This is a genomic window from Enterobacter cloacae complex sp. 370H10, assembly GCF_050031535.1.
Taxonomy (GTDB): Bacteria; Pseudomonadota; Gammaproteobacteria; order Enterobacterales; family Enterobacteriaceae; genus Enterobacter; species Enterobacter intestinihominis.
The window spans coordinates 1,367,197-1,390,701 of sequence record NZ_JBLGWG010000001.1 but is presented as its reverse complement, the minus strand read 5'-3'; the positions used below and the strand labels follow the sequence as shown (position 1 = coordinate 1,390,701).

The 23,505-nt window shown below is 53.5% G+C and carries 18 protein-coding genes and 7 tRNA genes; 20 read left to right on the top strand and 5 right to left on the bottom strand.

The window, feature by feature from the left end:
* The first annotated feature begins 58 nt into the window (after nt 1-58).
* Both fldA and fur read left to right on the top strand, forming a co-directional pair.
* Nucleotides 59-589, top strand: a complete 531-nt coding sequence (gene fldA, locus ACQG2Q_RS06755; protein WP_003858653.1) for a flavodoxin FldA — start codon at nt 59-61, stop codon at nt 587-589.
* A gap of 291 nt (nt 590-880) precedes the next feature.
* A complete protein-coding gene (fur, locus tag ACQG2Q_RS06750) occupies nt 881-1,327 on the top strand; it encodes a ferric iron uptake transcriptional regulator (RefSeq protein ID WP_003858655.1) in 447 nt (148 codons plus the stop codon).
* Nucleotides 1,328-1,419: 92 nt separating this feature from the next.
* On the opposite strand, the gene chiQ is transcribed toward fur, so the two are convergent.
* The 4 genes from chiQ to nagE all read right to left on the bottom strand — a co-directional run bounded on the left by chiQ (nt 1,420) and on the right by nagE (nt 7,425).
* Nucleotides 1,420-1,746 carry a ChiQ/YbfN family lipoprotein gene (gene chiQ / locus ACQG2Q_RS06745; RefSeq protein ID WP_023299602.1) on the bottom strand — a complete coding sequence of 109 codons (327 nt, stop codon included), beginning with the start codon at nt 1,744-1,746 and terminating at the stop codon, nt 1,420-1,422.
* A gap of 47 nt (nt 1,747-1,793) precedes the next feature.
* On the bottom strand, nt 1,794-3,191 hold the full coding sequence (gene chiP / locus ACQG2Q_RS06740) for a chitoporin ChiP (RefSeq protein WP_096216928.1): 1,398 nt from the start codon (nt 3,189-3,191) through the stop codon (nt 1,794-1,796).
* 447 nt (nt 3,192-3,638) lie between these two features.
* Nucleotides 3,639-5,306 (bottom strand): glutamine--tRNA ligase, encoded by a 1,668-nt coding sequence (gene glnS / locus ACQG2Q_RS06735; RefSeq protein WP_015571127.1) that lies wholly within the window; start codon nt 5,304-5,306, stop codon nt 3,639-3,641.
* A gap of 169 nt (nt 5,307-5,475) precedes the next feature.
* Nucleotides 5,476-7,425 carry a PTS N-acetyl glucosamine transporter subunit IIABC gene (gene nagE / locus ACQG2Q_RS06730; protein ID WP_063850203.1) on the bottom strand — a complete coding sequence of 650 codons (1,950 nt, stop codon included), beginning with the start codon at nt 7,423-7,425 and terminating at the stop codon, nt 5,476-5,478.
* 325 nt (nt 7,426-7,750) lie between these two features.
* Here nagE and nagB point away from each other — a divergent pair, with 325 nt between their 5' ends.
* From nagB to ACQG2Q_RS06670, 12 genes are all read left to right on the top strand, one after another.
* Complete coding sequence (gene nagB, locus ACQG2Q_RS06725) at nt 7,751-8,551, top strand: glucosamine-6-phosphate deaminase (protein ID WP_003858663.1); 801 nt, start codon at nt 7,751-7,753, stop codon at nt 8,549-8,551.
* 54 nt (nt 8,552-8,605) lie between these two features.
* Nucleotides 8,606-9,754, top strand: a complete 1,149-nt coding sequence (gene nagA / locus ACQG2Q_RS06720; protein WP_023299598.1) for an N-acetylglucosamine-6-phosphate deacetylase — start codon at nt 8,606-8,608, stop codon at nt 9,752-9,754.
* An 8-nt stretch (nt 9,755-9,762) separates the two neighbouring features.
* Nucleotides 9,763-10,983, top strand: a complete 1,221-nt coding sequence (gene nagC / locus ACQG2Q_RS06715) for a DNA-binding transcriptional regulator NagC (protein WP_022647442.1) — start codon at nt 9,763-9,765, stop codon at nt 10,981-10,983.
* A gap of 45 nt (nt 10,984-11,028) precedes the next feature.
* Entirely contained in the window at nt 11,029-11,781 is a 753-nt protein-coding gene (gene nagD / locus ACQG2Q_RS06710) for a ribonucleotide monophosphatase NagD (protein ID WP_003858667.1), read from the top strand.
* A gap of 250 nt (nt 11,782-12,031) precedes the next feature.
* On the top strand, nt 12,032-13,696 hold the full coding sequence (gene asnB / locus ACQG2Q_RS06705) for an asparagine synthase B (RefSeq protein ID WP_015571128.1): 1,665 nt from the start codon (nt 12,032-12,034) through the stop codon (nt 13,694-13,696).
* 225 nt (nt 13,697-13,921) lie between these two features.
* A tRNA-Met gene (locus ACQG2Q_RS06700) sits at nt 13,922-13,998 on the top strand.
* An 8-nt stretch (nt 13,999-14,006) separates the two neighbouring features.
* Nucleotides 14,007-14,091, top strand: a tRNA-Leu gene (locus ACQG2Q_RS06695).
* A 23-nt stretch (nt 14,092-14,114) separates the two neighbouring features.
* A tRNA-Gln gene (locus ACQG2Q_RS06690) sits at nt 14,115-14,189 on the top strand.
* 32 nt (nt 14,190-14,221) lie between these two features.
* A tRNA-Gln gene (locus tag ACQG2Q_RS06685) sits at nt 14,222-14,296 on the top strand.
* 17 nt (nt 14,297-14,313) lie between these two features.
* Nucleotides 14,314-14,390, top strand: a tRNA-Met gene (locus ACQG2Q_RS06680).
* 41 nt (nt 14,391-14,431) lie between these two features.
* Nucleotides 14,432-14,506 (top strand) — tRNA-Gln (locus ACQG2Q_RS06675).
* 34 nt (nt 14,507-14,540) lie between these two features.
* Nucleotides 14,541-14,615 (top strand) — tRNA-Gln (locus ACQG2Q_RS06670).
* A 546-nt stretch (nt 14,616-15,161) separates the two neighbouring features.
* On the opposite strand, the gene ubiF is transcribed toward ACQG2Q_RS06670, so the two are convergent.
* Nucleotides 15,162-16,337: a 3-demethoxyubiquinol 3-hydroxylase gene (gene ubiF, locus ACQG2Q_RS06665; RefSeq protein WP_063849598.1), complete on the bottom strand. Its 1,176-nt coding sequence runs from the start codon at nt 16,335-16,337 to the stop codon at nt 15,162-15,164.
* Between the two features lie 135 nt (nt 16,338-16,472).
* Here ubiF and miaB point away from each other — a divergent pair, with 135 nt between their 5' ends.
* The 6 genes from miaB (at nt 16,473) to ACQG2Q_RS06635 (ending at nt 23,367) form a co-directional block, all read left to right on the top strand.
* Complete coding sequence (miaB, locus tag ACQG2Q_RS06660; protein ID WP_003858672.1) at nt 16,473-17,897, top strand: tRNA (N6-isopentenyl adenosine(37)-C2)-methylthiotransferase MiaB; 1,425 nt, start codon at nt 16,473-16,475, stop codon at nt 17,895-17,897.
* Nucleotides 17,898-18,060: 163 nt separating this feature from the next.
* Nucleotides 18,061-19,107, top strand: a complete 1,047-nt coding sequence (locus ACQG2Q_RS06655; RefSeq protein WP_022647440.1) for a PhoH family protein — start codon at nt 18,061-18,063, stop codon at nt 19,105-19,107.
* Nucleotides 19,104-19,571 (top strand): rRNA maturation RNase YbeY, encoded by a 468-nt coding sequence (gene ybeY, locus ACQG2Q_RS06650; protein ID WP_003858677.1) that lies wholly within the window; start codon nt 19,104-19,106, stop codon nt 19,569-19,571. Before ACQG2Q_RS06655 ends, ybeY begins: the two co-directional genes overlap by 4 nt.
* An 84-nt stretch (nt 19,572-19,655) precedes the next feature.
* Entirely contained in the window at nt 19,656-20,534 is an 879-nt protein-coding gene (gene corC, locus ACQG2Q_RS06645; protein ID WP_003858679.1) for a CNNM family magnesium/cobalt transport protein CorC, read from the top strand.
* A 5-nt stretch (nt 20,535-20,539) separates the two neighbouring features.
* The gene (gene lnt, locus ACQG2Q_RS06640; protein ID WP_063849596.1) at nt 20,540-22,078 is read left to right on the top strand and encodes an apolipoprotein N-acyltransferase; all 1,539 of its coding nucleotides are present in this window, start codon (nt 20,540-20,542) and stop codon (nt 22,076-22,078) included.
* Between the two features lie 383 nt (nt 22,079-22,461).
* Entirely contained in the window at nt 22,462-23,367 is a 906-nt protein-coding gene (locus ACQG2Q_RS06635) for an amino acid ABC transporter substrate-binding protein (RefSeq protein WP_022647438.1), read from the top strand.
* Nucleotides 23,368-23,505 lie beyond the last annotated feature (138 nt).

Below are 23,505 nucleotides of genomic sequence, written 5' to 3'. Positions count from 1 at the left end.
CTTATCCGTGGACAATTTGCGCCACCATACCATTAAGTTTCAAGAGGTTATTTTACTCATGGCAATCATCGGCATTTTCTTTGGCAGTGATACCGGCAATACTGAAAATATCGCAAAAAACATTCAAAAACAGCTCGGTAAAGACGTTGCTGATGTGCATGACATCGCCAAGAGCAGCAAAGAAGATCTCGAGGGCTATGACATCCTGCTGCTGGGCATCCCGACCTGGTACTACGGTGAAGCACAGTGTGACTGGGACGATTTCTTCCCGACGCTGGAAGAAGTCGACTTCAACGGCAAGCTGGTTGCCCTGTTTGGCTGTGGCGATCAGGAAGACTACGCTGAGTATTTCTGTGATGCGCTGGGCACTATTCGCGACATCATTGAGCCGCGCGGTGCGGCGATCGTTGGTCACTGGCCAACAGCGGGTTACCACTTTGAAGCTTCCAAAGGTCTGGCAGATGACGATCACTTCGTTGGCCTTGCCATTGATGAAGACCGTCAGCCAGAGCTGACCGCAGAGCGTGTAGAAAAATGGGTTAAGCAGGTTCGTGAAGAGCTGAACCTGGACGATATCCTTAACGCCTGATATCCCTGCGGCGCAACTCCGGTTGCGCCCGTTGTCCAGGTAAAACCGATTAAATTAATTGCTACAAACTTTTAACTTCTTCGTCCAGACCTGTACAATATCCCCCTGGTAAAAAGTGGGTGCCATCGAACAAGTTTGTTGGTGATACCACGTTTTTATAAGCATACTTTGCTTGAGACTTGCAGTTTTCATTTAGCCATGGCAGTTCTATAATGAGACGCATTATCCCAAGTGCATTTTCTGTCACTTCTTCTTTTGAAGTGAATCGTTTAGCAACAGGACAGATTCCGCATGACTGACAACAATACCGCATTAAAGAAAGCTGGCCTGAAAGTAACGCTTCCTCGGTTAAAAATCCTTGAAGTGCTTCAGGGGCCAGACAATCACCATGTCAGTGCGGAAGACCTTTATAAGCGTCTTATCGATATGGGTGAAGAGATTGGGCTGGCAACCGTCTATCGTGTGCTGAACCAGTTTGATGACGCGGGCATTGTTACTCGTCATAATTTCGAAGGCGGTAAATCCGTGTTCGAGCTGACTCAGCAGCACCACCACGATCACCTGATCTGCCTCGACTGTGGCAAGGTCATTGAATTTAGCGATGATTCCATTGAATCACGCCAGCGTGAAATCGCCGCCCGTCATGGCATCCGCCTGACCAACCACAGCCTGTACCTGTACGGTCACTGTGCTGAAGGGGATTGCCGCGAAAATGAACATGCGCACGACGCAAAATAAGTCAGTGTTCATACTCTGAGCCAGCCGTGAGGTTGGCTTTTTTTTGCCTGGAAAAAGCCCGGTAAGCGCAGCGCCACCGGGCGTAAAGCAACTTATTTATTGTTATTGCGAATCTCGTCCCATATCTTATCGCAACGCTTCGCCACTTCCTGATCGTTACCGGTTTTACGCGCCTGAATACAGGCCTGGTAATCCATCACGCGAACGTTTTCCTGCGTGGCGAATTGCTCATGGGCTTTGTCTTTTTTTAGCTCGTTCAGCACGCTTTGACAGGCTTCAATCTTCTCAGGTGAACCTTGTGCGGTATTGATGCAAGCGCTATACGCCTCTTTCAGACGGGAGTCTTCTTTCGGCGCCTGATCCTGCGCGCACGCCACCAGCCCGAATGCCAGCAGCGCAACGATTACCCTTTTTTTCATCATGTTCATTCTCCATAACGGCGGGACACAGCCCGCCGCAGCATTCATCAGAAGATGGTAAATGGCGCAATGACTATGAATTTCACGTCGCGCTCATCCTGGAAGATGTTGCCGTAACCGCCCGCGTAGCTCGGGATATCGGAGTGGTTGTCATACTGGGTGAAGTGCAGTTTGAACATCGTGCCTTTCGCACGGCCCTCCTGCAGGGTATAAATCGCATCCAGACTGTATGAAGACTCTTTCAGACGGTAGTTCGGATCGTAGTAGGCGTCTGGCGTAGCCATATCCGCTGGCTTCGCGTCCCAGGCGTACGCGTAGGACGCACCCACTGCCCAGCCAGGCAGGTTCCAGTTCTTCAGGTCATACATTGCGCCGAAGAAGACCGCCTTTTCGCCGTCGGCGTTGAAGTCAGAGCGGTTATCCCACCAGATATCCAGACGACCATTGGAAGAGGCGTAGGTTGGCGTCATACGTTGCAGGAAGTAGCCCTGCTGCCCTTCTGCCTTCACCCATGTACCCTCCAGACGCAAATCAACCTGACCCACTTTGTAGCCGAAGGTCAGCGCCTGTAACCACGCGGTGCCGTCATAAATATCATTTACGCTGCCATCGCTGACCTTGTCGCGCGTACCGTAGAACTGATAGCTGGTGCTCAGCGGGCTACCTGCGATATCAAATTTGTAGCTGGCTTTAGCAAAGTACTGATCGATATAGCCTTCAGCCTGACCAAAAGCCGCTTCCAGCACCAGATCGTTTTTGAAGTCGTACTTCGCCCCCAGCGAGTGGAGATAATCAACTTTGGTTTTTTTATCGTTTTGATAGAACTTGTCCATCTCAATGTGCCACGGCGCTTTGTACTCGTTGGTCCACATATAGGAGAAGGTCAACGCCCCCGCATCGCCGTAGTCAAAATTAGCACCGGCTTCCGCGCCCTGATAGGTACCTGGCATAAAGCTCCAGTGCGGCGCTAACAGCGTCTGACCGGTTGGCTGGATATAACCACCACGCGCCCAGACCGGGCCATATTTGAATTTTGCAGCCGCTTTATACAGGCTGATTCCGCTTTTATCGCCGGACCAGTCTTCGTCGTAAGCTTTATTGCTGGAGGAGAACGCAATTTCGTTCGGATGGCCGCTGTCGCCATTTTCGGCCATTTCAATTGCGGTGAACGCTGCAATATCGATCCCGAACATATCGGCGGCATATCCCGACTGGAAATCCAGGTTGGCGTTCCAGGTCGAGTGAGAAAGGTTAGTTTTGTATTTATCTTCAGTGACGTCTTTACGGTCACGCTCACGTTGCCAGTAATAAATACCGCCCGTAAGGGTGGAATCTTCAATGAAACCTGCTGCTTTTGCCTCTGGCGCAACCACCAGGCCCGACATTGCTGTCACACCGGCGATAGCCAGCGCCAGCGCACTACGTTTGCCACTGAACGTACGCATAGATTATTCCTCTTTGACGAATTAAAACGCCTTAAACGGCGAAAAACAGAAAAGACCAAATGGTCAGGGGTAGTCAGAAATACCCTCGAATTAACTACCGTCTTTAGGTTATTTTTCGCGACGCGAATTATCAATGCTTTTAATCAGGCAAAAGTCAGGATTATGACGAAGAGCACATATTTCGTAGTGCTTTGTAACATTTACCGGGAAGCGAGTACTGGCGGGGGAATACGCTAATTTTCAGTAAGTAACATTGAGATTGAGAATATATTTTTCAGCGTTTCTGTTTTTGGAAAACAACAAACTTTTTTTAAATAAAATAAGTAGCACCACATTGACCTGGAATGTTGGCTTTAAAAGATTATCCCGATGCTTAACGACATGATCGTTAAATAAAAAAACGCCGCATTACGCGGCGTTTGTTTCTCATTGACCAGAGCAGCGTTATTATTCGCCGATCTTAGTCCAGGTATCACGCAGACCCACGGTACGGTTAAATACCGGTTTTTCTGCCGTGCTGTAACGACTGTCCAGGCAGAAATAACCCTCACGTTCGAACTGGAACGCTTTACCGGCTTCAGCGGCTTTCAGAGACGGCTCGGCATACCCCTGCTTGATAATTAGCGACTCAGGGTTAATAACCGCCAGGAAGTCTTCCGCTGCGCCTGGGTTAGGCACGCTGAACAGACGGTCGTAGAGACGGATCTCAACCGGCAGCGCATGCTGCGCGCTCACCCAGTGGATTACACCTTTCACTTTACGGCCATCCGCCGGATCTTTGCTCAGCGTTTCTGCGTCGTACGTACAGAAGATGGTCGTGATGTTACCTTCCGCATCTTTCTCTACGCGCTCGGCTTTGATTACATAGGCGTTACGCAGACGTACTTCTTTGCCCAGCACCAGACGCTTGTACTGCTTGTTCGCTTCTTCGCGGAAGTCGGCACGATCGATCCAGATTTCACCGCTGAACGGCACGTCGCGGGTGCCCATTTCCGGTTTGTTCGGATGGTTAGGCATAGAGACCAGTTCGCTCCCGCCCTGCGGATAGTTTTCGATAACCAGTTTCACTGGATCGATCACCGCCATCGCGCGCGGCGCGTTTTCGTTCAGGTCTTCACGAATGCAGGATTCCAGAGACGCCATTTCGATGGTGTTGTCCTGCTTGGTGACGCCGATACGTTTGCAGAACTCACGAATGGAGGCGGAGGTGTAGCCACGACGACGCAGGCCAGAGATGGTCGGCATACGTGGGTCGTCCCAGCCTTCAACGTGCTTGTCAGTGACCAGCAGGTTCAGCTTACGCTTGGACATCACGGTGTATTCCAGGTTCAGACGAGAGAACTCGTACTGACGCGGATGCACAGGAATGGTGATGTTATCCAGCACCCAGTCGTACAGACGACGGTTGTCCTGGAATTCCAGCGTGCACAGAGAGTGCGTAATGCCTTCCAGCGCATCGCTGATGCAGTGGGTGAAGTCATACATCGGGTAGATGCACCACTTGTTACCGGTCTGGTGGTGTTCTGCGAACTTAATGCGGTACAGCACCGGATCGCGCATCACGATGAACGGAGACGCCATATCGATTTTGGCACGCAGACACGCTTTACCTTCTTCAAAGCCACCGGCACGCATTTTTTCAAACAGCGCCAGGTTCTCTTCCACGCTACGATCGCGGAACGGACTGTTCTTACCGGGCTGAGTCAGCGTACCGCGGTATTCACGGATTTCGTCAGCAGAGAGCTCGTCGACGTATGCCAGACCCTTGTTAATCAGTTCAACCGCATAGGCATACAGCTGATCGAAATAGTCTGAGGAGTAGCAGATATCGCCTGACCAGTTGAAGCCCAGCCATTGCACGTCGTTTTTAATCGACTCAACGTATTCGATGTCTTCTTTTACTGGGTTGGTGTCATCGAAACGCAGGTTGCACTGCCCCTGGTAGTCTTGCGCAATACCAAAGTTCAGGCAGATCGATTTGGCGTGACCAATGTGCAGGTAGCCATTTGGCTCCGGCGGGAAACGCGTGTGGACTGTGGTGTGCTTACCACTGGCCAGATCTTCATCGATGATCTGACGAATAAAGTTACTCGGGCGGGCTTCTGCCTCACTCATCGTGGATTCCTCAAAGCGTAAACAACGTATAACGGCATATGATCTTATAAGCCGGACGTAGTGACAACCCTTAAAACGTCCCGGAAGAAAATAATGGGGGCAATTGCTGCAAAAAAAAGCGGCGGAGGATATCCCCCGCCGCTAAAGGCATAACTCTACTCAGGAGCGATTACTTGCCTTTAATCTCATACAGTGGTGTTTGGCCTGCAACTACCTGCCCCTGCGCCTGGATCACCAGACCGCTGAAGTCGTCGATGTTGCTGCACACTACCGGGCTTATCATGGAGCGCGCGTTGGCGTCCAGGAACTCCAGATCCATTTCCAGAATCGGCTGGCCTGCCGCCACTTCAGCGCCCTCTTCCACCAGGCGAGTAAAGCCCTGACCGTTCAGCGCAACGGTATCGATACCCATATGGACAACGATCTCCGCGCCTTTTTCCGTTTCCAGGCAGAACGCGTGGTTGGTGTTGAAGATTTTCACGATAGTACCGGCTGCCGGAGAGACCACGGTTTTGTCCGTTGGTTTCACCGCCACGCCATCACCGACCGCTTTGCTGGCGAACGCTTCGTCAGGCACCTGCTCAAGCGCAACAACGTCACCTGTCACCGGAGAAACCAGCGCAGCGATGGTCACCGCATTTGGCACAGCCTGCGGTTTTGCAACCGGCGCGTCAGCTACTGGCGCGTTATCCGTTGAGGCGGCAGCGACCGGCCCACGGGCAACCACTTTTTTCATTTCATCGCCGATAGATTCGGCTTTCGCACCCACGATAACCTGGATGGTTTGTTTGTTCAGCTTCACCACACCAGACGCACCAAGGCGTTTGCACATTGCATCGCTCACGCGCGCGGAGTCGCCCACAGTCAGACGCAGACGGGTAATACAGGCATCGATCGCTTTCAGGTTGTCGGTGCCACCCACAGCGGCAATATAGCTGGTTGCCAGCTGGGTTAAACCCTCTTCGGTATTGCTGTTGGCTTCACTGGTCACAACATCATCTTTCGTATCTTCGCGGCCCGGCGTCTTCAGGTTAAACATACGAATAACTGCGCTGAACAGAACGAAGTAGATAACGAAGAAGATCAGGCCCATCACCACCAGCATCCAGACGTTGCTGCTTGCCGCCGGCAGGTTGTACATCAACACATAGTCGATAGCGCCTGCGGAGAAGGAGAAGCCTGCATGGATACCCAGAAGGGTGGCAACGAACAGGCTGATACCGGTCAGGATCGCGTGCATCAGATACAGCAGCGGAGCCAGGAACATGAACAGGAATTCCAGTGGCTCGGTCACGCCGGTCAGGAAGGCGGTGATCGCAACGGACAGCAGCATCCCGCCAACCATTGGGCGACGCGCTTTCGGCGCAGCCAGGTACATTGCCAGCGCGGCGCCAGGCAGACCAAACATCATGATTGGGAAGAAGCCGGACATGAACATGCCCGCGGTGCCGTCACCTGCGTAGAAGCGGTTGATATCACCGTGGAATACCGCGCCAGCCGCGTTGGTGAACTCACCAATCTGGAACCAGGCGATGGTGTTCAGTACCTGATGCAGACCGGTTGGGATCAGCAGACGGTTAATGAAACCGAAGATGCCCGCGCCCATTGCACCCGCAGACACGATCCACTCGCCACCCGCATGGATAGCATGCTGAACCGGTGGCCAAACGTAGCCAAAGATGGCGGCGAGGATCAGACAGAAAAAGCCCGTCGCAATCGGCACAAAACGTTTACCGCCGAAGAAGCTCAGGAAGTCAGGCAGTTTGATACCCGCCCAGCGGTTGTACACGGCGCCACCGACCAGACCGGTAATGATACCCGCCAGTACACCCATGTTGATTTCCGGGTTGATGGTTACCATCGCTTTCGTGAGGATGAAGTAACCTACCGCCCCTGCCAGTGCCGCAGCACCGGCGCTGTCTTTTGACCAGCTTGACGCCACGCCGATGGCGAAAATCAGCGCAAGGTTGTCAAAAATGGCGCCGCCTGCCTGGGCAATAAACGGCACATTAAGAAGATCGGGTTGCCCGAATCGCAGCAGCAATGCTGCAACCGGTAGCACGGCGATAGGGAGCTGCAAAGCCCTACCGAGGCGCTGGAAAAAACCTAAAATATTCATCCTATTCCCCCTACGAGACCCTTTGTTAAGACTCGCGCATAAACTATGTTTTTATTGTGTCACGAACGATAGATACTGTTGATGATTCACTGGCAGTGTGAGTGTGTGAAAAATTAATTCGTATCGCAAATTAAACACCTATTTTTTGTGATTATTGTCACCAAATATCGTATTAAACCCTCCCTTTCACTGGCTAACCACGAAAACTTATTTTATCATTCAAAAAATCAAGACGGATTGATCCGGCCTGAAAGGTTCCAGGTTACGCTTAGTTCAGGTTGCACTAATCATCCGCCCACTTTTACTTAAACTTTAGAGGTGAATAATGAGACTGATTCCCCTGGCAACAGCTGAACAAGTCGGAAAATGGGCTGCTCGTCATATCGTTAACCGCATCAACGCGTTCAAACCAACAGCCGATCGTCCTTTCGTACTCGGTCTTCCAACCGGTGGAACTCCCCTGACCGCATATAAGGCTTTGGTTGAAATGCACAAAGCGGGCCAGGTTAGCTTTAAACATGTTGTGACCTTCAACATGGACGAATATGTCGGCCTGCCAAAGGAACATCCGGAAAGTTACCACAGCTTTATGCACCGTAATTTCTTCGACCACGTTGATATTCCGGCTGAAAACATTAACCTGCTGAATGGAAACGCGCCTGATATTGACGCAGAATGCCGTCAGTATGAAGAAAAAATCCGTTCCTACGGTAAAATCCACCTGTTTATGGGCGGCGTAGGCAACGATGGTCATATCGCGTTCAACGAACCGGCATCTTCACTGGCTTCCCGTACCCGTATTAAAACGTTGACCCATGACACGCGTGTGGCTAACTCCCGTTTCTTTGACGGCGACGTCAATCAGGTGCCTAAATACGCGCTGACCGTGGGTGTGGGTACACTGCTGGATGCCGAAGAAGTGATGATTCTGGTGCTGGGCGCAGTGAAAGCGCAGGCGCTTCAGGCTGCCGTTGAAGGCAACGTGAACCATATGTGGACGATCAGCTGCTTACAGTTGCATCCAAAAGCGGTTGTCGTGTGTGACGAACCGTCCACCATGGAGCTGAAAGTGAAAACGCTGAAATACTTCAACGAGCTGGAAGCTGAGAACATTAAAGGTCTGTAATTGAATAACCGCCTCTTTTATCAGGGGCGGTCGCTTTTTTAACCGGGGGTCGATATGTACGCTTTAACCCACGGTCGGATTTATACCGGCCATGAAATTCTGGATGACCATGCGATTGTAATCGCCAATGGCCTGATTGAACGTGTTTGCCCGCTGGCGGAACTGCCGCCGGAGATCGAACAGCGTTCCCTCAATGGAGCAGTAATCTCCCCCGGTTTCATCGACGTACAGCTTAACGGCTGCGGCGGTGTCCAGTTTAACGATACCGCAGAGGCGGTAACGGTTGAAACGCTGGAAATCATGCAAAACGCCAACGAGAAATCGGGCTGCACCAGCTATCTGCCAACGCTGATTACCAGCAGCGATGACCTGATGAAACAGGGTATCCGCGTCATGCGTGAATACCTGGCAAAACATCCGAATCAGGCGCTGGGTCTGCACCTGGAAGGACCATGGCTGAATATGGTCAAGAAAGGCACCCATAACCCGAACTACGTGCGCAAACCGGATGCCGAGCTGGTGGATTACATGTGCGCCAATGCCGATGTGATCACTAAAGTGACGCTGGCACCGGAAATGACCGGCACGGACGTTATCAGCAAACTGGCCGCCGCCGGGATTGTGGTATCTGCGGGCCATTCGAACGCGACGCTGAAAGAGGCGAAGGCCGGTTTCCGCGCAGGTATTACATTTGCCACACACCTTTATAACGCGATGCCGTATATTACCGGTCGCGAACCGGGACTGGTTGGCGCAATTCTGGATGAACCAGACGTCTACTGCGGCATTATCGCCGACGGCTTGCATGTCGATTACACCAACATCCGCAACGCCAAGCGCCTTAAAGGCGACAAGCTCTGCCTGGTCACGGATGCTACCGCTCCGGCAGGAGCGAATATTGACCAGTTCATTTTTGCTGGTAAAACAATATACTACCGGAATGGACTGTGTGTGGATGAGAACGGCACGCTGAGCGGTTCTTCTCTGACGATGATCGAAGGGGTACGTAACCTCGTTGAACATTGCGGCATTGCGCTTGAGGAAGTGCTGCGCATGGCCACGCTTTATCCGGCGCGCGCTATTGGCGTCGATAAACAGCTCGGCGGTATTGCGCCAGGTATGGTTGCAAACCTGACGGCGTTCACACACGATTATAAAATTATTAAGACCATCGTTAATGGTAACGAGGTCGTCACTGAGTAAGTAAAAGTATGACACCAGGCGGACAAGCTCAAATCGGTAATGTCGATCTCGTTAAACAACTTAACAGCGCGGCAGTTTATCGCCTGATTGACCAGCACGGGCCAATCTCACGCATTCAGATAGCCGAACAAAGCCAGCTTGCTCCCGCCAGCGTGACAAAAATTACACGTCAGCTTATTGAGCGCGGCCTGATCAAAGAAGTGGATCAGCAGGCCTCCACCGGCGGCCGCCGCGCGATTTCCATCGTCACTGAAACCCGCAATTTTCAGGCCATTGGCGTTCGCTTAGGCCGTCATGACACCACGCTTACGCTCTACGATCTGAGCAGCAAGGCCATTGCCGAAGAGCATTACCCCCTTCCTGAGCGCACGCAGGAGACGCTCGAACACGCGTTACTGAATACCATTGCGCAGTTTATCGAAAGCTGTCAGCGCAAGATCCGTGAACTCATCGCCATCTCGGTGATTTTACCCGGTCTGGTTGACCCGGAAAGCGGCGTTATTCGCTACATGCCGCACATTAAGGTAGAGAACTGGGGGCTGGTTGAGGCGCTGGAAAAACGCTTCAAGCTGACCTGCTTTGTTGGTCACGATATCCGCTCGCTGGCGCTGGCGGAGCACTACTTTGGTGCGAGCCAGGACTGCGAAGACTCTATTCTGGTGCGCGTTCACCGTGGTACAGGTGCGGGTATCATCTCGAATGGCCGCATTTTTATTGGTCGTAACGGTAACGTAGGTGAGATCGGTCATATCCAGGTGGAACCGCTTGGCGAGCGCTGCCACTGCGGTAACTTTGGCTGTCTTGAAACCGTTGCCGCCAATGCCGCCATTGAACATCGCGTCCGCCACCTGCTGGAGCAGGGTTATCAGAGCCGCGTCACGCTGGGCGACTGTAAGATCGGTGCCATCTGCAAAGCGGCAAACAAAGGCGATGCGCTGGCCTGCGAAGTGATCGAACAGGTAGGACGCCACCTGGGTAAGACCATCGCCATTGCCATCAACCTGTTTAATCCGCAAAAAGTGGTGATTGCCGGCGAGATCGTTGAAGCCGAAAAAGTATTACTGCCTGCCATTGAAGGCTGCATCAATACCCAGGCGCTGAAGGCATTTCGCCAGAATTTGCCGGTGGTGCGATCTACGCTCGATCACCGCTCGGCAATTGGCGCATTCGCCCTGGTAAAACGTGCCATGCTCAACGGGATCCTGCTGCAACATTTGCTGGAATCCTGATCGGACCTTATAGTAACGCCTTCTTTTTTTGATGTCGGATAGTCCATGACCATTAAGAATGTAATTTGTGATATCGACGGCGTGCTGATGCACGACAACGTTGCCGTGCCAGGTGCTGCGGAGTTTCTTCACCGCATCATCGACAAAGGAATGCCACTGGTTCTTCTCACGAACTACCCTTCACAGACTGGTCAGGATCTGGCAAATCGCTTTGCTACCGCGGGCGTCAATGTCCCGGACAGCGTGTTTTATACCTCTGCGATGGCGACCGCGGATTTCCTGAAGCGTCAGGAAGGCAAAAAAGCCTACGTGGTTGGCGAAGGCGCGCTGATCCACGAGCTGTATAAAGCGGGCTTCACCATCACCGACGTGAATCCGGACTTTGTCATCGTGGGCGAAACGCGCTCCTTTAACTGGGAGATGATGCATAAAGCAGCCTACTTTGTCGCCAATGGTGCACGTTTTATCGCCACTAACCCGGATACGCATGGTCGTGGTTTTTATCCCGCCTGCGGTGCGCTGTGCGCCGGTATCGAAAAAATCTCAGGCCGTAAGCCGTTTGTTGTCGGCAAACCGAGCCCGTGGATCATCCGCGCTGCACTGAATACGATGCAGGCACACTCAGAAGAAACCGTCATTGTTGGCGACAACCTGCGCACCGATATTTTGGCCGGCTTCCAGGCCGGGCTTGAAACCATCCTGGTGCTTTCTGGCGTTTCACAGCTTGATGACATTGATACGATGCCGTTCCGGCCAAGCTGGATTTACCCCTCTGTCGACGAAATCGACGTTATTTGATTCAGAACCACGCCTCAGGGCGTGGTTTTTCATTTCTGCTGCCTGAAAATATCACTTCATCTAACGAAATCAGCTCTTCATTGAGAAATCATCAATAGAATGGCTTAATGCATACTCTTTTTTTAAGATTCGGCAATTGCCATTGCACTTTTTACGTTTTCATCGGTAAAACGCTTGCGCCCCCTCCCCTTTTTGCGGCATTTTCATAAGCAAGCAACATCACAACGCAACAGGGTTAACGGAGAAGGTTATGTGTTCTATTTTTGGCGTACTGGATATTAAAACTGACGCGGGCGAACTGCGTAAAAAAGCACTCGAATTGTCCCGCCTGATGCGCCATCGCGGTCCGGACTGGTCAGGCGTTTACGCCAGCGATAAAGCGATTCTGGCTCACGAACGTCTTTCCATTGTTGATGTCAACGCTGGCGCACAGCCGCTGTATAACGAGAAAAAAACGCACGCGCTGGCTGTTAACGGTGAAATTTACAACCATCAGGCGCTGCGCGCTGAGTACGGCGATCGCTACGCGTTTCAGACCGGCTCAGACTGCGAAGTGATCCTGGCGCTGTATCAGGAGAAAGGCCCGGAGTTCCTCGACGACCTGCAAGGTATGTTCGCCTTCGCGCTGTACGACAGCGAAAAAGACGCTTACCTGATTGGCCGCGACCATATTGGTATTATCCCGCTGTACATGGGACACGATGAACACGGTAACTTCTACGTTGCCTCAGAGATGAAAGCCCTGGTACCGGTGTGCCGCACCATCAAAGAGTTCCCGGCAGGTAGCTACCTGTGGAGTAAAGACGGCGAGATCCGCCCGTACTACCAGCGCGACTGGTTTGATTATGAGGCGGTGAAAGACAACGTGACGGACAAAGCCGAACTGCGTCAGGCACTAGAGGAGTCAGTGAAAAGCCACCTGATGTCAGACGTACCCTACGGCGTACTGCTCTCCGGCGGTCTGGACTCCTCCGTGATCTCCGCGATCACCAAGAAATTCGCCGCACGTCGCGTGGAAGATCAGGAGCGCTCTGAAGCCTGGTGGCCGCAGCTGCACTCCTTTGCCGTGGGTCTGGAAGGGGCACCTGACCTGAAAGCCGCCCAGGAAGTGGCGAACCATCTCGGCACGGTGCACCATGAAATTCACTTCACCGTACAGGAAGGTCTGGATGCGATCCGCGATGTGATCTATCACATTGAAACCTATGATGTGACCACCATTCGCGCCTCCACGCCGATGTATTTGATGTCGCGTAAGATCAAAGCGATGGGCATCAAGATGGTGCTCTCCGGCGAAGGTTCTGACGAAGTGTTTGGCGGTTACCTCTATTTCCACAAAGCGCCAAACGCCAAAGAGCTGCATGAAGAAACGGTGCGTAAGCTACAGGCGCTGCACATGTTTGACTGCGCGCGCGCCAACAAAGCGATGTCCGCCTGGGGTGTGGAAGCCCGCGTGCCGTTCCTCGATAAGAAATTCCTCGATGTGGCGATGCGCATCAACCCGCAGGACAAAATGTGCGGCAACGGCAAAATGGAGAAACATATCCTGCGTGAATGTTTTGAATCCTACCTGCCGGCGAGCGTGGCGTGGCGTCAGAAAGAGCAGTTCTCCGATGGCGTAGGTTACAGCTGGATCGACACCCTGAAAGAGGTGGCGGCAAAACAGGTTTCTGATCAACAACTGGAAACTGCGAGCTTCCGCTTCCCGTACAACACGCCAGCCTCGAAAGAAGCGTATTTGTACCGTGAAATCTTTGAGGAGCTGTTCCCGGTTCCAAGTGCAGCCGAGTGCGTACCGGGTGGTCCATCGGTCGCCTGCTCTTCTGCTAAAGCCATTGAATGGGATGAATCCTTCAAAGCCATGAACGATCCGTCAGGACGCGCAGTGGGCGTTCACCAGTCTGCCTATAAATAATGTTCAGAGTATCATCAGGCCCTCCGGGGCCTGATTTTTTTGCCTCTCTTTTCCCCGCATAAAATCGATTAATAACCAATAATTGTCGAATATTCGGCCTCGCTGTTCGCAACCTAACCAAACAGTCACATTCCGGCTATTTTCATTGAAAAAGGTGTTGACGCTGCAAGGGTCTATACGCATAATGCGCCCCGCAACGCCGATAAGGTAACGCGAAAAAAAGATGGCTACGTAGCTCAGTTGGTTAGAGCACATCACTCATAATGATGGGGTCACAGGTTCGAATCCCGTCGTAGCCACCATCTTTTTTGCGGGAGTGGCGAAATTGGTAGACGCACCAGATTTAGGTTCTGGCGCCGCAAGGTGTGCGAGTTCAAGTCTCGCCTCCCGCACCATTCCCAGGTAAGCGTTGCACGGATGGGGTATCGCCAAGCGGTAAGGCACCGGTTTTTGATACCGGCATTCCCTGGTTCGAATCCAGGTACCCCAGCCATATTTCTTCGATCATGCGGTTCTCCGCGGTATTGGGGTATCGCCAAGCGGTAAGGCACCGGTTTTTGATACCGGCATTCCCTGGTTCGAATCCAGGTACCCCAGCCATCGAAGATTGCAGTACTGGCTACGTAGCTCAGTTGGTTAGAGCACATCACTCATAATGATGGGGTCACAGGTTCGAATCCCGTCGTAGCCACCATATTTATGTTGTCGAATACGATTCGGTAAACTGAACATTGTTGGGGTATCGCCAAGCGGTAAGGCACCGGATTCTGATTCCGGCATTCCGAGGTTCGAATCCTCGTACCCCAGCCACTTTAAAGTCGTTAAGCAGTTTGTTTAACGCAATTGGGGTGTCGCCAAGCGGTAAGGCTCTGGTTTCTGATACCAGCATTCCGGGGTTCGAATCCCTGCACCCCAGCCACTTAAAACAAACAAGCCCGCTCTGCGGGCTTTTTTGTTTTTGTTGCTCAGAATAGTGCGGCCTGATGCCCTCACCCTAACCCTCTCCCACGGGGCTGAGGGATCCCCAGTAATTTTTTTATGCAGAAGCAATAAAGTTGCTTTCTAAATGACTGAGGGCTGTCAGCGATGCCCTGGTCCGGCTGTAAATCGCTGAGGCGTTTGCCTTCCGGCCGGGGCGAGGCGCAGGGATGCGCCGAGAGGGCGGCTTTACAGGGACGTTGCCTCCGCCCGTACCCGATAAGCCGGAAGGAATAAGCCGAGGGCACCGCGAAGCGGCGATTTTCCGCCGGGAGCCCGGGTCGCCAGGGTGGTGGCGACTGAGCCACCCTGGCACGTTCACCGGTCATGTCGTTACAGAGTAGCAAGGAACATAAAGTGAACGGAATGACCACCACCGCCGTATGTTCCCCTCACCCTAACCCTCTCCCCGGAGGGGCGAGGGGATTGCTCAGTGCTCGCATTAATTTGTGGGGTACCCTCAGCCCACGGGGAGAGGGAATAAAGATTAGAGTCCGAGGGCGTATTTCAGTGCCTGACGCTTCAGACCACCGGCACGTTCCGCTGCCATCAATCCAATATTGCGCAATATCCGCACCGGACCCACGTCATTGCTGAACCCGGCATAGAACAGATCCATCCCCGACTGCATAATGAAGTTATCCGCCATACGGCGCGTCTGGTAGCGCTTCAGTACCTCATGGCTGGCCCAGGCTTCCGCGTGGGCGCGAGCGTTACCCAGCACATCCAGTAACGCATCGACGTCACGGTATCCCAGGTTAACCCCCTGCCCCGCCAGCGGATGAATGGTGTGCGCCGCGTCTCCCACCAGGGCCAGCCCTTCACGGGCATACTGCAACGCATGGCGTCGCATCAACGGGAATGCGCCAGCGGCAACCGGGGTCACGTTACCCAGACGGCGCGGGAAGTGCTGGCGGATTTCGCGCTGCAACTGATCCATGGACAGCCCCTGCAACTGTCGAATGCGCGCCGGCTTGTCGTACCACACCAGCGAAGCCCAGTTATCAAACAACGGTAAGAATGCATGCGGGCCGTTCGGCGTAAAATGCTGCCAAGTGCTTTCGCCCGGCGCGTTTTCTGACTGCACGGTGATCAGCATGCAGGATTGCTGATACTGCCAGGCATGGATCCCAATGCCTGCCATCTGCCTGACCTGCGAGTTCGCGCCATCCGCCCCCACCAACAGCTTCACGGCCAGCTCATCGTCGTTATCCAGCGTCAGGAGATATCCACCTTCATGACGATGCAGGGCTTTCAGCGAGTCCGGAACACGCAGCGTCACCTTCGGGTGCGCCTCCAGCGCCTGCCAGAGCGCCTGCTGGAGCACGTTGTTTTCCACCATATAGCCCAGACGCGGCAGTTTCAGCTCGGCGGCGTCAAACGAGACGTGAGCATTTTCCCACTCCCAGGTTTCAAGACGGCTGTAAGGGTGCGCACGCATCGCCAGCACCGCCTCCCAGACGCCCAGCCCGCGAAGCAGATCAACAGAGGACGCGCTGATGGCGGAAATACGCACGTCCGGTTGGCTGGAAGGATCGAATACCGGCGGAGCCGCCTGTTCAATAACGGTTACGTCAAATCCCTGCTGCGCCAGCCCCAGCGCCAGTGCGCCGCCGACCATACCGCCGCCAACAACGGCAACTTCGGTGTTCAGGAGTGTCATGGTCACTATTCCTTATTGGAGAATACCTTAAGTTTACCGGATTTTTGCGGCCCTGAGGTTGACAACCTTCATACTGGTCACAACCGCACCAAAGCATTACAATACGCGGCTTGCAATCCTGAGCTGAGCAAGTCGATGACTAAAAAACTCCATATAAAAACCTGGGGCTGTCAGATGAACGAATACGATTCATCTAAGATGGCCGATCTGCTGGATACCACCCACGGATACCAGCTGACTGAAAATGCGAAAGAAGCCGATGTGCTGCTGCTGAACACCTGTTCAATTCGTGAAAAAGCACAGGAAAAAGTCTTTCATGTGTTAGGCCGCTGGAAGCTTCTCAAACGGAAAAATCCGGACCTGATCATTGGCGTGGGTGGCTGCGTCGCATCGCAGGAAGGTAAGCTGATCCGCCAGAGAGCACCCTATGTGGATATCGTTTTTGGCCCTCAGACCCTGCACCGCCTGCCAGAGATGATTAATCAGGTTCGCGGCAGCCGTAGCCCAGTGGTTGACGTGAGTTTCCCGGAGATCGAGAAATTTGACCGTCTGCCAGAGCCGCGCGCTGATGGCCCGACCGCCTTCGTCTCCATCATGGAAGGCTGCAACAAATACTGTACTTACTGCGTGGTACCTTACACCCGCGGTGAAGAAGTGAGCCGCCCGGCAGACGATATCCTGTTTGAAATCGCGCAGCTTGCCGCGCAGGGCGTTCGCGAAGTGAACCTGCTGGGCCAGAACGTGAACGCCTGGCGCGGGGAAAACTACGACGGCACCACTGGCAGCTTTGCTGAACTGCTGCGTCTGGTGGCGGCGATTGACGGCATTGACCGCATTCGCTTTACCACCAGCCATCCGATGGAATTTACCGACGACATTATTGACGTCTATCGCGATACGCCAGAGCTGGTGAGCTTCCTGCACCTGCCGATCCAGTGCGGCTCTGACCGCGTGCTGAACCTGATGGGTCGTCCACATACGGTGCTGGAGTATAAGTCCACCATCCGCAAGCTGCGTGAAGCACGCCCGGATATCCAGATTAGCTCCGACTTTATCGTCGGCTTCCCTGGCGAAACCGCTGATGACTTCGAGCGCACCATGAAGCTCATCGGCGAGGTGAATTTCGACGTCAGCTACAGCTTCATCTTCTCAGCACGCCCGGGCACCCCAGCGGCCGATATGGTTGACGATGTGCCGGAAGAAGAGAAAAAGCAGCGTCTCTATATTTTGCAGGAGCGTATCAACCAGCAGGCCAACGCCTGGAGCCGTCGTATGCTCGGCACTGTCCAGCGTATTCTGGTGGAAGGCACTTCCCGTAAGAGCATCATGGAACTGTCTGGTCGAACCGAAAATAACCGCGTGGTGAATTTTGAAGGCACCCCGGACATGATTGGTAAGTTTGTGGACGTCGAGATTGTCGAAGTGCTCACGAACTCGCTGCGCGGGAAGGTGGTACGCACTGAGGACGAAATGGGTCTGCGTATTGCACAGACTCCGGAATCCGTTATCTCTCGCACCCGTAAAGTCAACGATTCTGGCGTAGGTATTTACCAGCCCTGATCCCTCTGGCCTGCCTGTCCGGCAGGCCTTGTATTTCCTCTCATCACCCCCAATATCTACCGCAACGCTTGCGCCTTTATTCTATGGCGTGAATAATTTCGGTAATGACCGTTTTATTACGCCGTGTGGCCACAGGTCAGTTAACCAAATAAAGAGGAACAGTTTGAACATAGATACGCGTGAAATTAGCCTTGAGCCCGCAGACAACGCTCGCCTGCTGAGCCTGTGCGGGCCGTTTGATGACAACATCAAACAACTGGAGCGACGTCTGGGTATCGAAATCAATCGTCGCGATAACCATTTCAAACTCACCGGACGCCCAATCTGCGTCAACGCCGCGGCAGATATTCTCCGCAGCCTGTATGTTGATACCGCCCCGATGCGCGGTGAGATCCAGGATATTGAACCTGAACAGATCCACCTGGCCATCAAAGAGGCGCGCGTGCTTGAGCAGAGCGCGGAAAGCGTGCCGGACTATGGCAAAGCCATCAACATTAAAACCAAACGCGGCGTGATTAAGCCTCGTACCCCGAACCAGGCACAGTACATCGCCAACATTCTCGACCATGACATCACCTTTGGCGTGGGTCCGGCGGGTACGGGTAAAACCTATCTGGCCGTTGCTGCTGCTGTCGATGCGCTTGAGCGTCAGGAGATCCGCCGTATCCTGCTGACCCGCCCTGCTGTAGAAGCCGGTGAGAAACTCGGCTTCCTGCCGGGCGATTTAAGTCAGAAAGTGGACCCCTACCTGCGCCCGCTGTACGACGCGCTGTTCGAAATGCTCGGCTTCGAGAAAGTTGAAAAGCTCATCGAGCGTAACGTGATTGAAGTGGCCCCGCTGGCCTACATGCGTGGGCGTACACTTAACGACGCGTTCATCATTCTGGATGAGAGCCAGAACACCACCATCGAACAAATGAAGATGTTCCTGACGCGTATTGGCTTTAACTCGAAAGCGGTTATTACCGGTGACGTCACCCAGATTGACCTGCCGCGTAACACCAAATCGGGTCTGCGTCACGCCATCGAAGTGCTGGCCGAGGTAGACGAAATCAGCTTCAACTTCTTCCACAGCGAAGACGTGGTACGCCACCCGGTGGTCGCGCGTATCGTTAACGCTTATGAGGCCTGGGAAGAGGCAGATCAGAAGCGCAGGGCCGAGCTGGCCGCAGAACGTAAGCGCGAAGCGCAGGAGCATGAACAGAAATGAGTCAGGTGATCCTCGATTTACAGCTGGCCTGTGAAGATAATTCCGGCATGCCAGAAGAGGCACAGTTTCAGAAATGGCTGGATGCCGTTATCCCCCAGTTTCAGGAAGAATCAGAGGTCACGATTCGCCTGGTGGATGAAGCAGAAAGCCATGAGCTCAACCTGACCTATCGCGGGAAAGATAAGCCGACCAATGTGCTCTCTTTCCCATTCGAAGCCCCTCCGGGCATTGAGATGCCGCTGCTGGGCGATCTGATCATCTGCCGTCAGGTGGTTGAGCAGGAAGCCAAAGAGCAGCAAAAGCCGCTGGAAGCGCACTGGGCACACATGGTGGTGCACGGTAGCCTGCATCTTCTGGGTTACGACCATATTGAAGATGACGAAGCGGAAGAGATGGAATCCCTCGAGACAGAGATAATGCTTGCTCTGGGCTATGAGGATCCGTACATTGCCGAGAAAGAATAGTCAGTCACTGACTACTATGCCGCCGCGCAGGGACATAGCGCGGCGGTTAACGTTGAACTAACAAGAGAACCCTTTACAAACGCCATGAGCGACGACAATTCACACAGTAGCGACACGACAACCACTAAAAAGGGATTTTTCTCCCTCATCCTGAACCAGCTTTTCCACGGCGAACCGAAAAACCGTGACGAACTGCTGGAGCTGATTCGTGATTCCGGGCAGAACGACCTTATCGACGAAGATACGCGCGAAATGCTCGAAGGGGTGATGGACATCGCCGACCAGCGCGTCCGCGACATCATGATCCCCCGCTCGCAGATGATTACCCTGAAACGCAACCAGACGCTGGACGAGTGCCTCGATGTGATTATCGAATCGGCTCACTCACGTTTCCCGGTCATCAGCGAAGACAAAGATCACATCGAAGGGATTTTGATGGCGAAAGATCTGCTGCCGTTTATGCGCAGCGATGCCGAAGCCTTCAGTATGGAAAAAGTGTTACGCCCGGCCGTGGTTGTGCCGGAAAGTAAGCGTGTGGATCGGATGCTGAAGGAGTTTCGCTCCCAGCGCTATCACATGGCGATTGTTATTGATGAATTTGGTGGCGTTTCCGGTCTGGTCACAATCGAAGACATCCTTGAGCTGATCGTGGGCGAAATCGAAGATGAGTATGACGAAGAAGAGGATATCGACTTCCGTCAGCTGAGCCGCCACACCTGGACCGTGCGCGCGCTGGCCTCCATTGAAGACTTCAATGACACCTTTGGCACCAGCTTCAGCGATGAAGAAGTGGACACCATTGGTGGTCTGGTGATGCAGGCCTTCGGCCATCTTCCGGCCCGCGGTGAAACCGTTGACATCGATGGTTACCAGTTCAAGGTCGCAATGGCTGACAGCCGACGTATTATTCAGGTTCATGTCAGAATGCCGGACGACTCACCGGTGCCAAAACTGGAAGATTAATGTAAATGGCATTTGCCCCACTCTTTGAACGCCAGCGCGTCCGTTTGCTGCTGGCGCTGTTACTCGGAGCCAGCGGTACGCTGGCTTTTTCTCCTTACGATATCTGGCCAGCCGCTATTCTCTCCCTGATGGGGCTACAGGGTCTTACCCTGAATCGTCGTCCGGTACAGGCCGCAGCCATAGGCTACTTCTGGGGGCTGGGGCTGTTTGGCTCTGGCATCAACTGGGTCTACGTCAGTATCGCGCAATTTGGCGGAATGCCGGGGCCGGTTAACGTCTTCCTGGTTGTGCTGCTCGCCGCCTATCTTTCGCTCTACACTGGCCTGTTCGCCGGTATTCTATCTCGTCTGTGGCCTAAAACGACCTGGCTGCGCGTCGCGATAGCGGCTCCCGTTGTCTGGCAAATCACCGAATTTCTGCGCGGCTGGGTACTGACCGGCTTCCCGTGGTTGCAGTTCGGCTATAGCCAGGTGGACGGCCCGCTGAAAGGTCTGGCTCCCGTCATGGGCGTAGAGGCGATTAACTTCCTGCTCATGGCGGTCAGCGGCCTGCTGGTGCTGGCTCTGGTGACACGTAACTGGAAGCCGCTGGTTGCCGCGTTAATCCTGTTTGCCCTGCCTTTCCCACTGCGTTATATCCAGTGGTTCACGCTGGAGCCCGCGCGCGCCACGCAGGTATCGTTGATACAGGGCGATATCCCGCAGTCATTGAAATGGGATGAGAATCAGCTGCTGAACACGCTGAAAATCTACGCCAACGCCACCGAAAAGGTGATGGGTAAATCGCAGCTCATCATCTGGCCTGAGTCTGCGATCCCGGATCTGGAGATCAATCAGCAGCCCTTCCTGAAGATGATGGACGATCTGCTGCGCGCGCGCGGCAGTACGCTGATTACCGGAATTGTGGATGCGCGTCTCAATCAGCAGAACCGCTATGACACGTACAACACGATCATTACGCTCGGTAAGGACAGCGAATACAGCTATACCTCCACCAATCGTTACAACAAAAATCACCTTGTACCGTTTGGCGAATTTGTTCCGCTGGAGTCTATTCTGCGCCCACTGGCACCGTTCTTTGACCTGCCGATGTCCTCATTCAGCCGGGGCCCTTACGTTCAGCCGCAGCTGCATGCGCACGGTTTTGCCCTGACGGCCGCTATTTGCTACGAGATTATCCTCGGCGAGCAGGTGCGCGATAACTTCCGCCCGGACACCGACTATCTGCTGACCATCTCAAACGATGCGTGGTTCGGTAAATCGATCGGCCCGTGGCAGCACTTCCAGATGGCACGAATGCGTTCTCTGGAGCTGGCACGTCCGCTGTTGCGCAGCACCAATAACGGCATCACCGCCGTGATTGGCCCGCAGGGTGAAATCCAGGCCATGATCCCGCAGTTCACCCGTGAGGTGCTGACCACGAAAGTGACGCCAGCTACGGGCCTGACGCCTTATGCGCGCACCGGGAACTGGCCGCTGTGGATCCTGACCATGCTGTTCGGTTTTGCCGCCGTAGTGATGAGCCTGCGTCAGCGTCGTAGATAACCTGGCCTTCTGTTGCCGGGTGGCGGCTACGCCTTACCCGGCCTACTCTCCGGCGCAGCCGCCACCCGACAATTTCCTCCTAAACTTCAATTCTGGCACGCCTGTTGCTTTGTTTAATTACGCAAACGCTGTCTGGCTTAACGTGCAACCTTGTCGCACCAGCATGGATCTCCGGTAGCACCGAAACGGTGCAACGAGAGATTATTGCCTCTGAATGGTGCGGCGCGCTTCGCAAAAATAAACAATAACGCAGCAAAATCTTTACATTAAGCCAGACTAAATGTTAACAAGCTTGCATAACACTGCACTCGCATTGCGCGAGATATAACAACATCACAATGGGTATCAAAGCGTCACTGGCGCTGATAAGAAAGGAGTTGGGTATGCAATTACGTAAACTGGCCACAGCAATGCTGGTTATGGGAATGTCTGCGGGCATCGTTCACGCTGAAGACGCTCCGGCAGCAGGAAGCACTCTCGACAAGATTGCCAAAAACGGCGTGATCGTGGTCGGCCACCGTGAATCTTCTGTCCCGTTCTCTTACTACGACAACACGCAAAAAGTCGTGGGCTATTCACAGGATTACTCCAACGCCATCGTTGAAGCCGTGAAGAAAAAGCTGAACAAACCTGACCTGCAAGTGAAGCTGATCCCCATCACTTCACAGAACCGTATTCCTCTGCTGCAAAACGGCACATTTGATTTTGAATGTGGCTCAACCACCAACAACCTTGAGCGTCAGAAACAGGCCGCTTTCTCGGACACTATCTTCGTTGTAGGCACCCGCCTGCTGACGAAGAAAGGCGGCGATATCAAAGATTTTGCTGACCTGAAAGGCAAAGCGGTTGTCGTGACCTCCGGTACCACGTCCGAAGTGCTGCTGCACAAGCTGAACGACGAGAAGAAAATGGACATGCGCATCATCAGCGCGAAAGATCACGGCGACTCCTTCCGTACCCTGGAAAGCGGTCGTGCCGTTGCGTTTATGATGGATGACGCTCTGCTGGCAGGCGAGCGCGCCAAGGCGAAGAAACCAGACAACTGGGAAATCGTCGGGACTGCGCAGTCGAAAGAAGCTTACGGCTGTATGCTGCGTAAAGGCGATGAAGGCTTCAAAAAGCTGATCGATGACACCATCGCTCAAGCGCAAACCTCTGGCGAAGCGGCAAAATGGTTCGACAAATGGTTCAAGAACCCAATTCCACCAAAAAACCTGAACATGAACTTTGAACTGTCTGACGACATGAAAGCGCTGTTCAAATCACCAAACGACAAAGCTCTTAACTAACTAGAACGACAGGGGCGGGATCTCCTGCCCTCTCGATTGTCGGGAAGCATGGACAGACTATACGTTGAGTGGTCGTTCCCCACTCAGCGCAAAAATTGAGCTTCTCACCAATCTTCGAGGGTAGCGCTGCTACCCTCT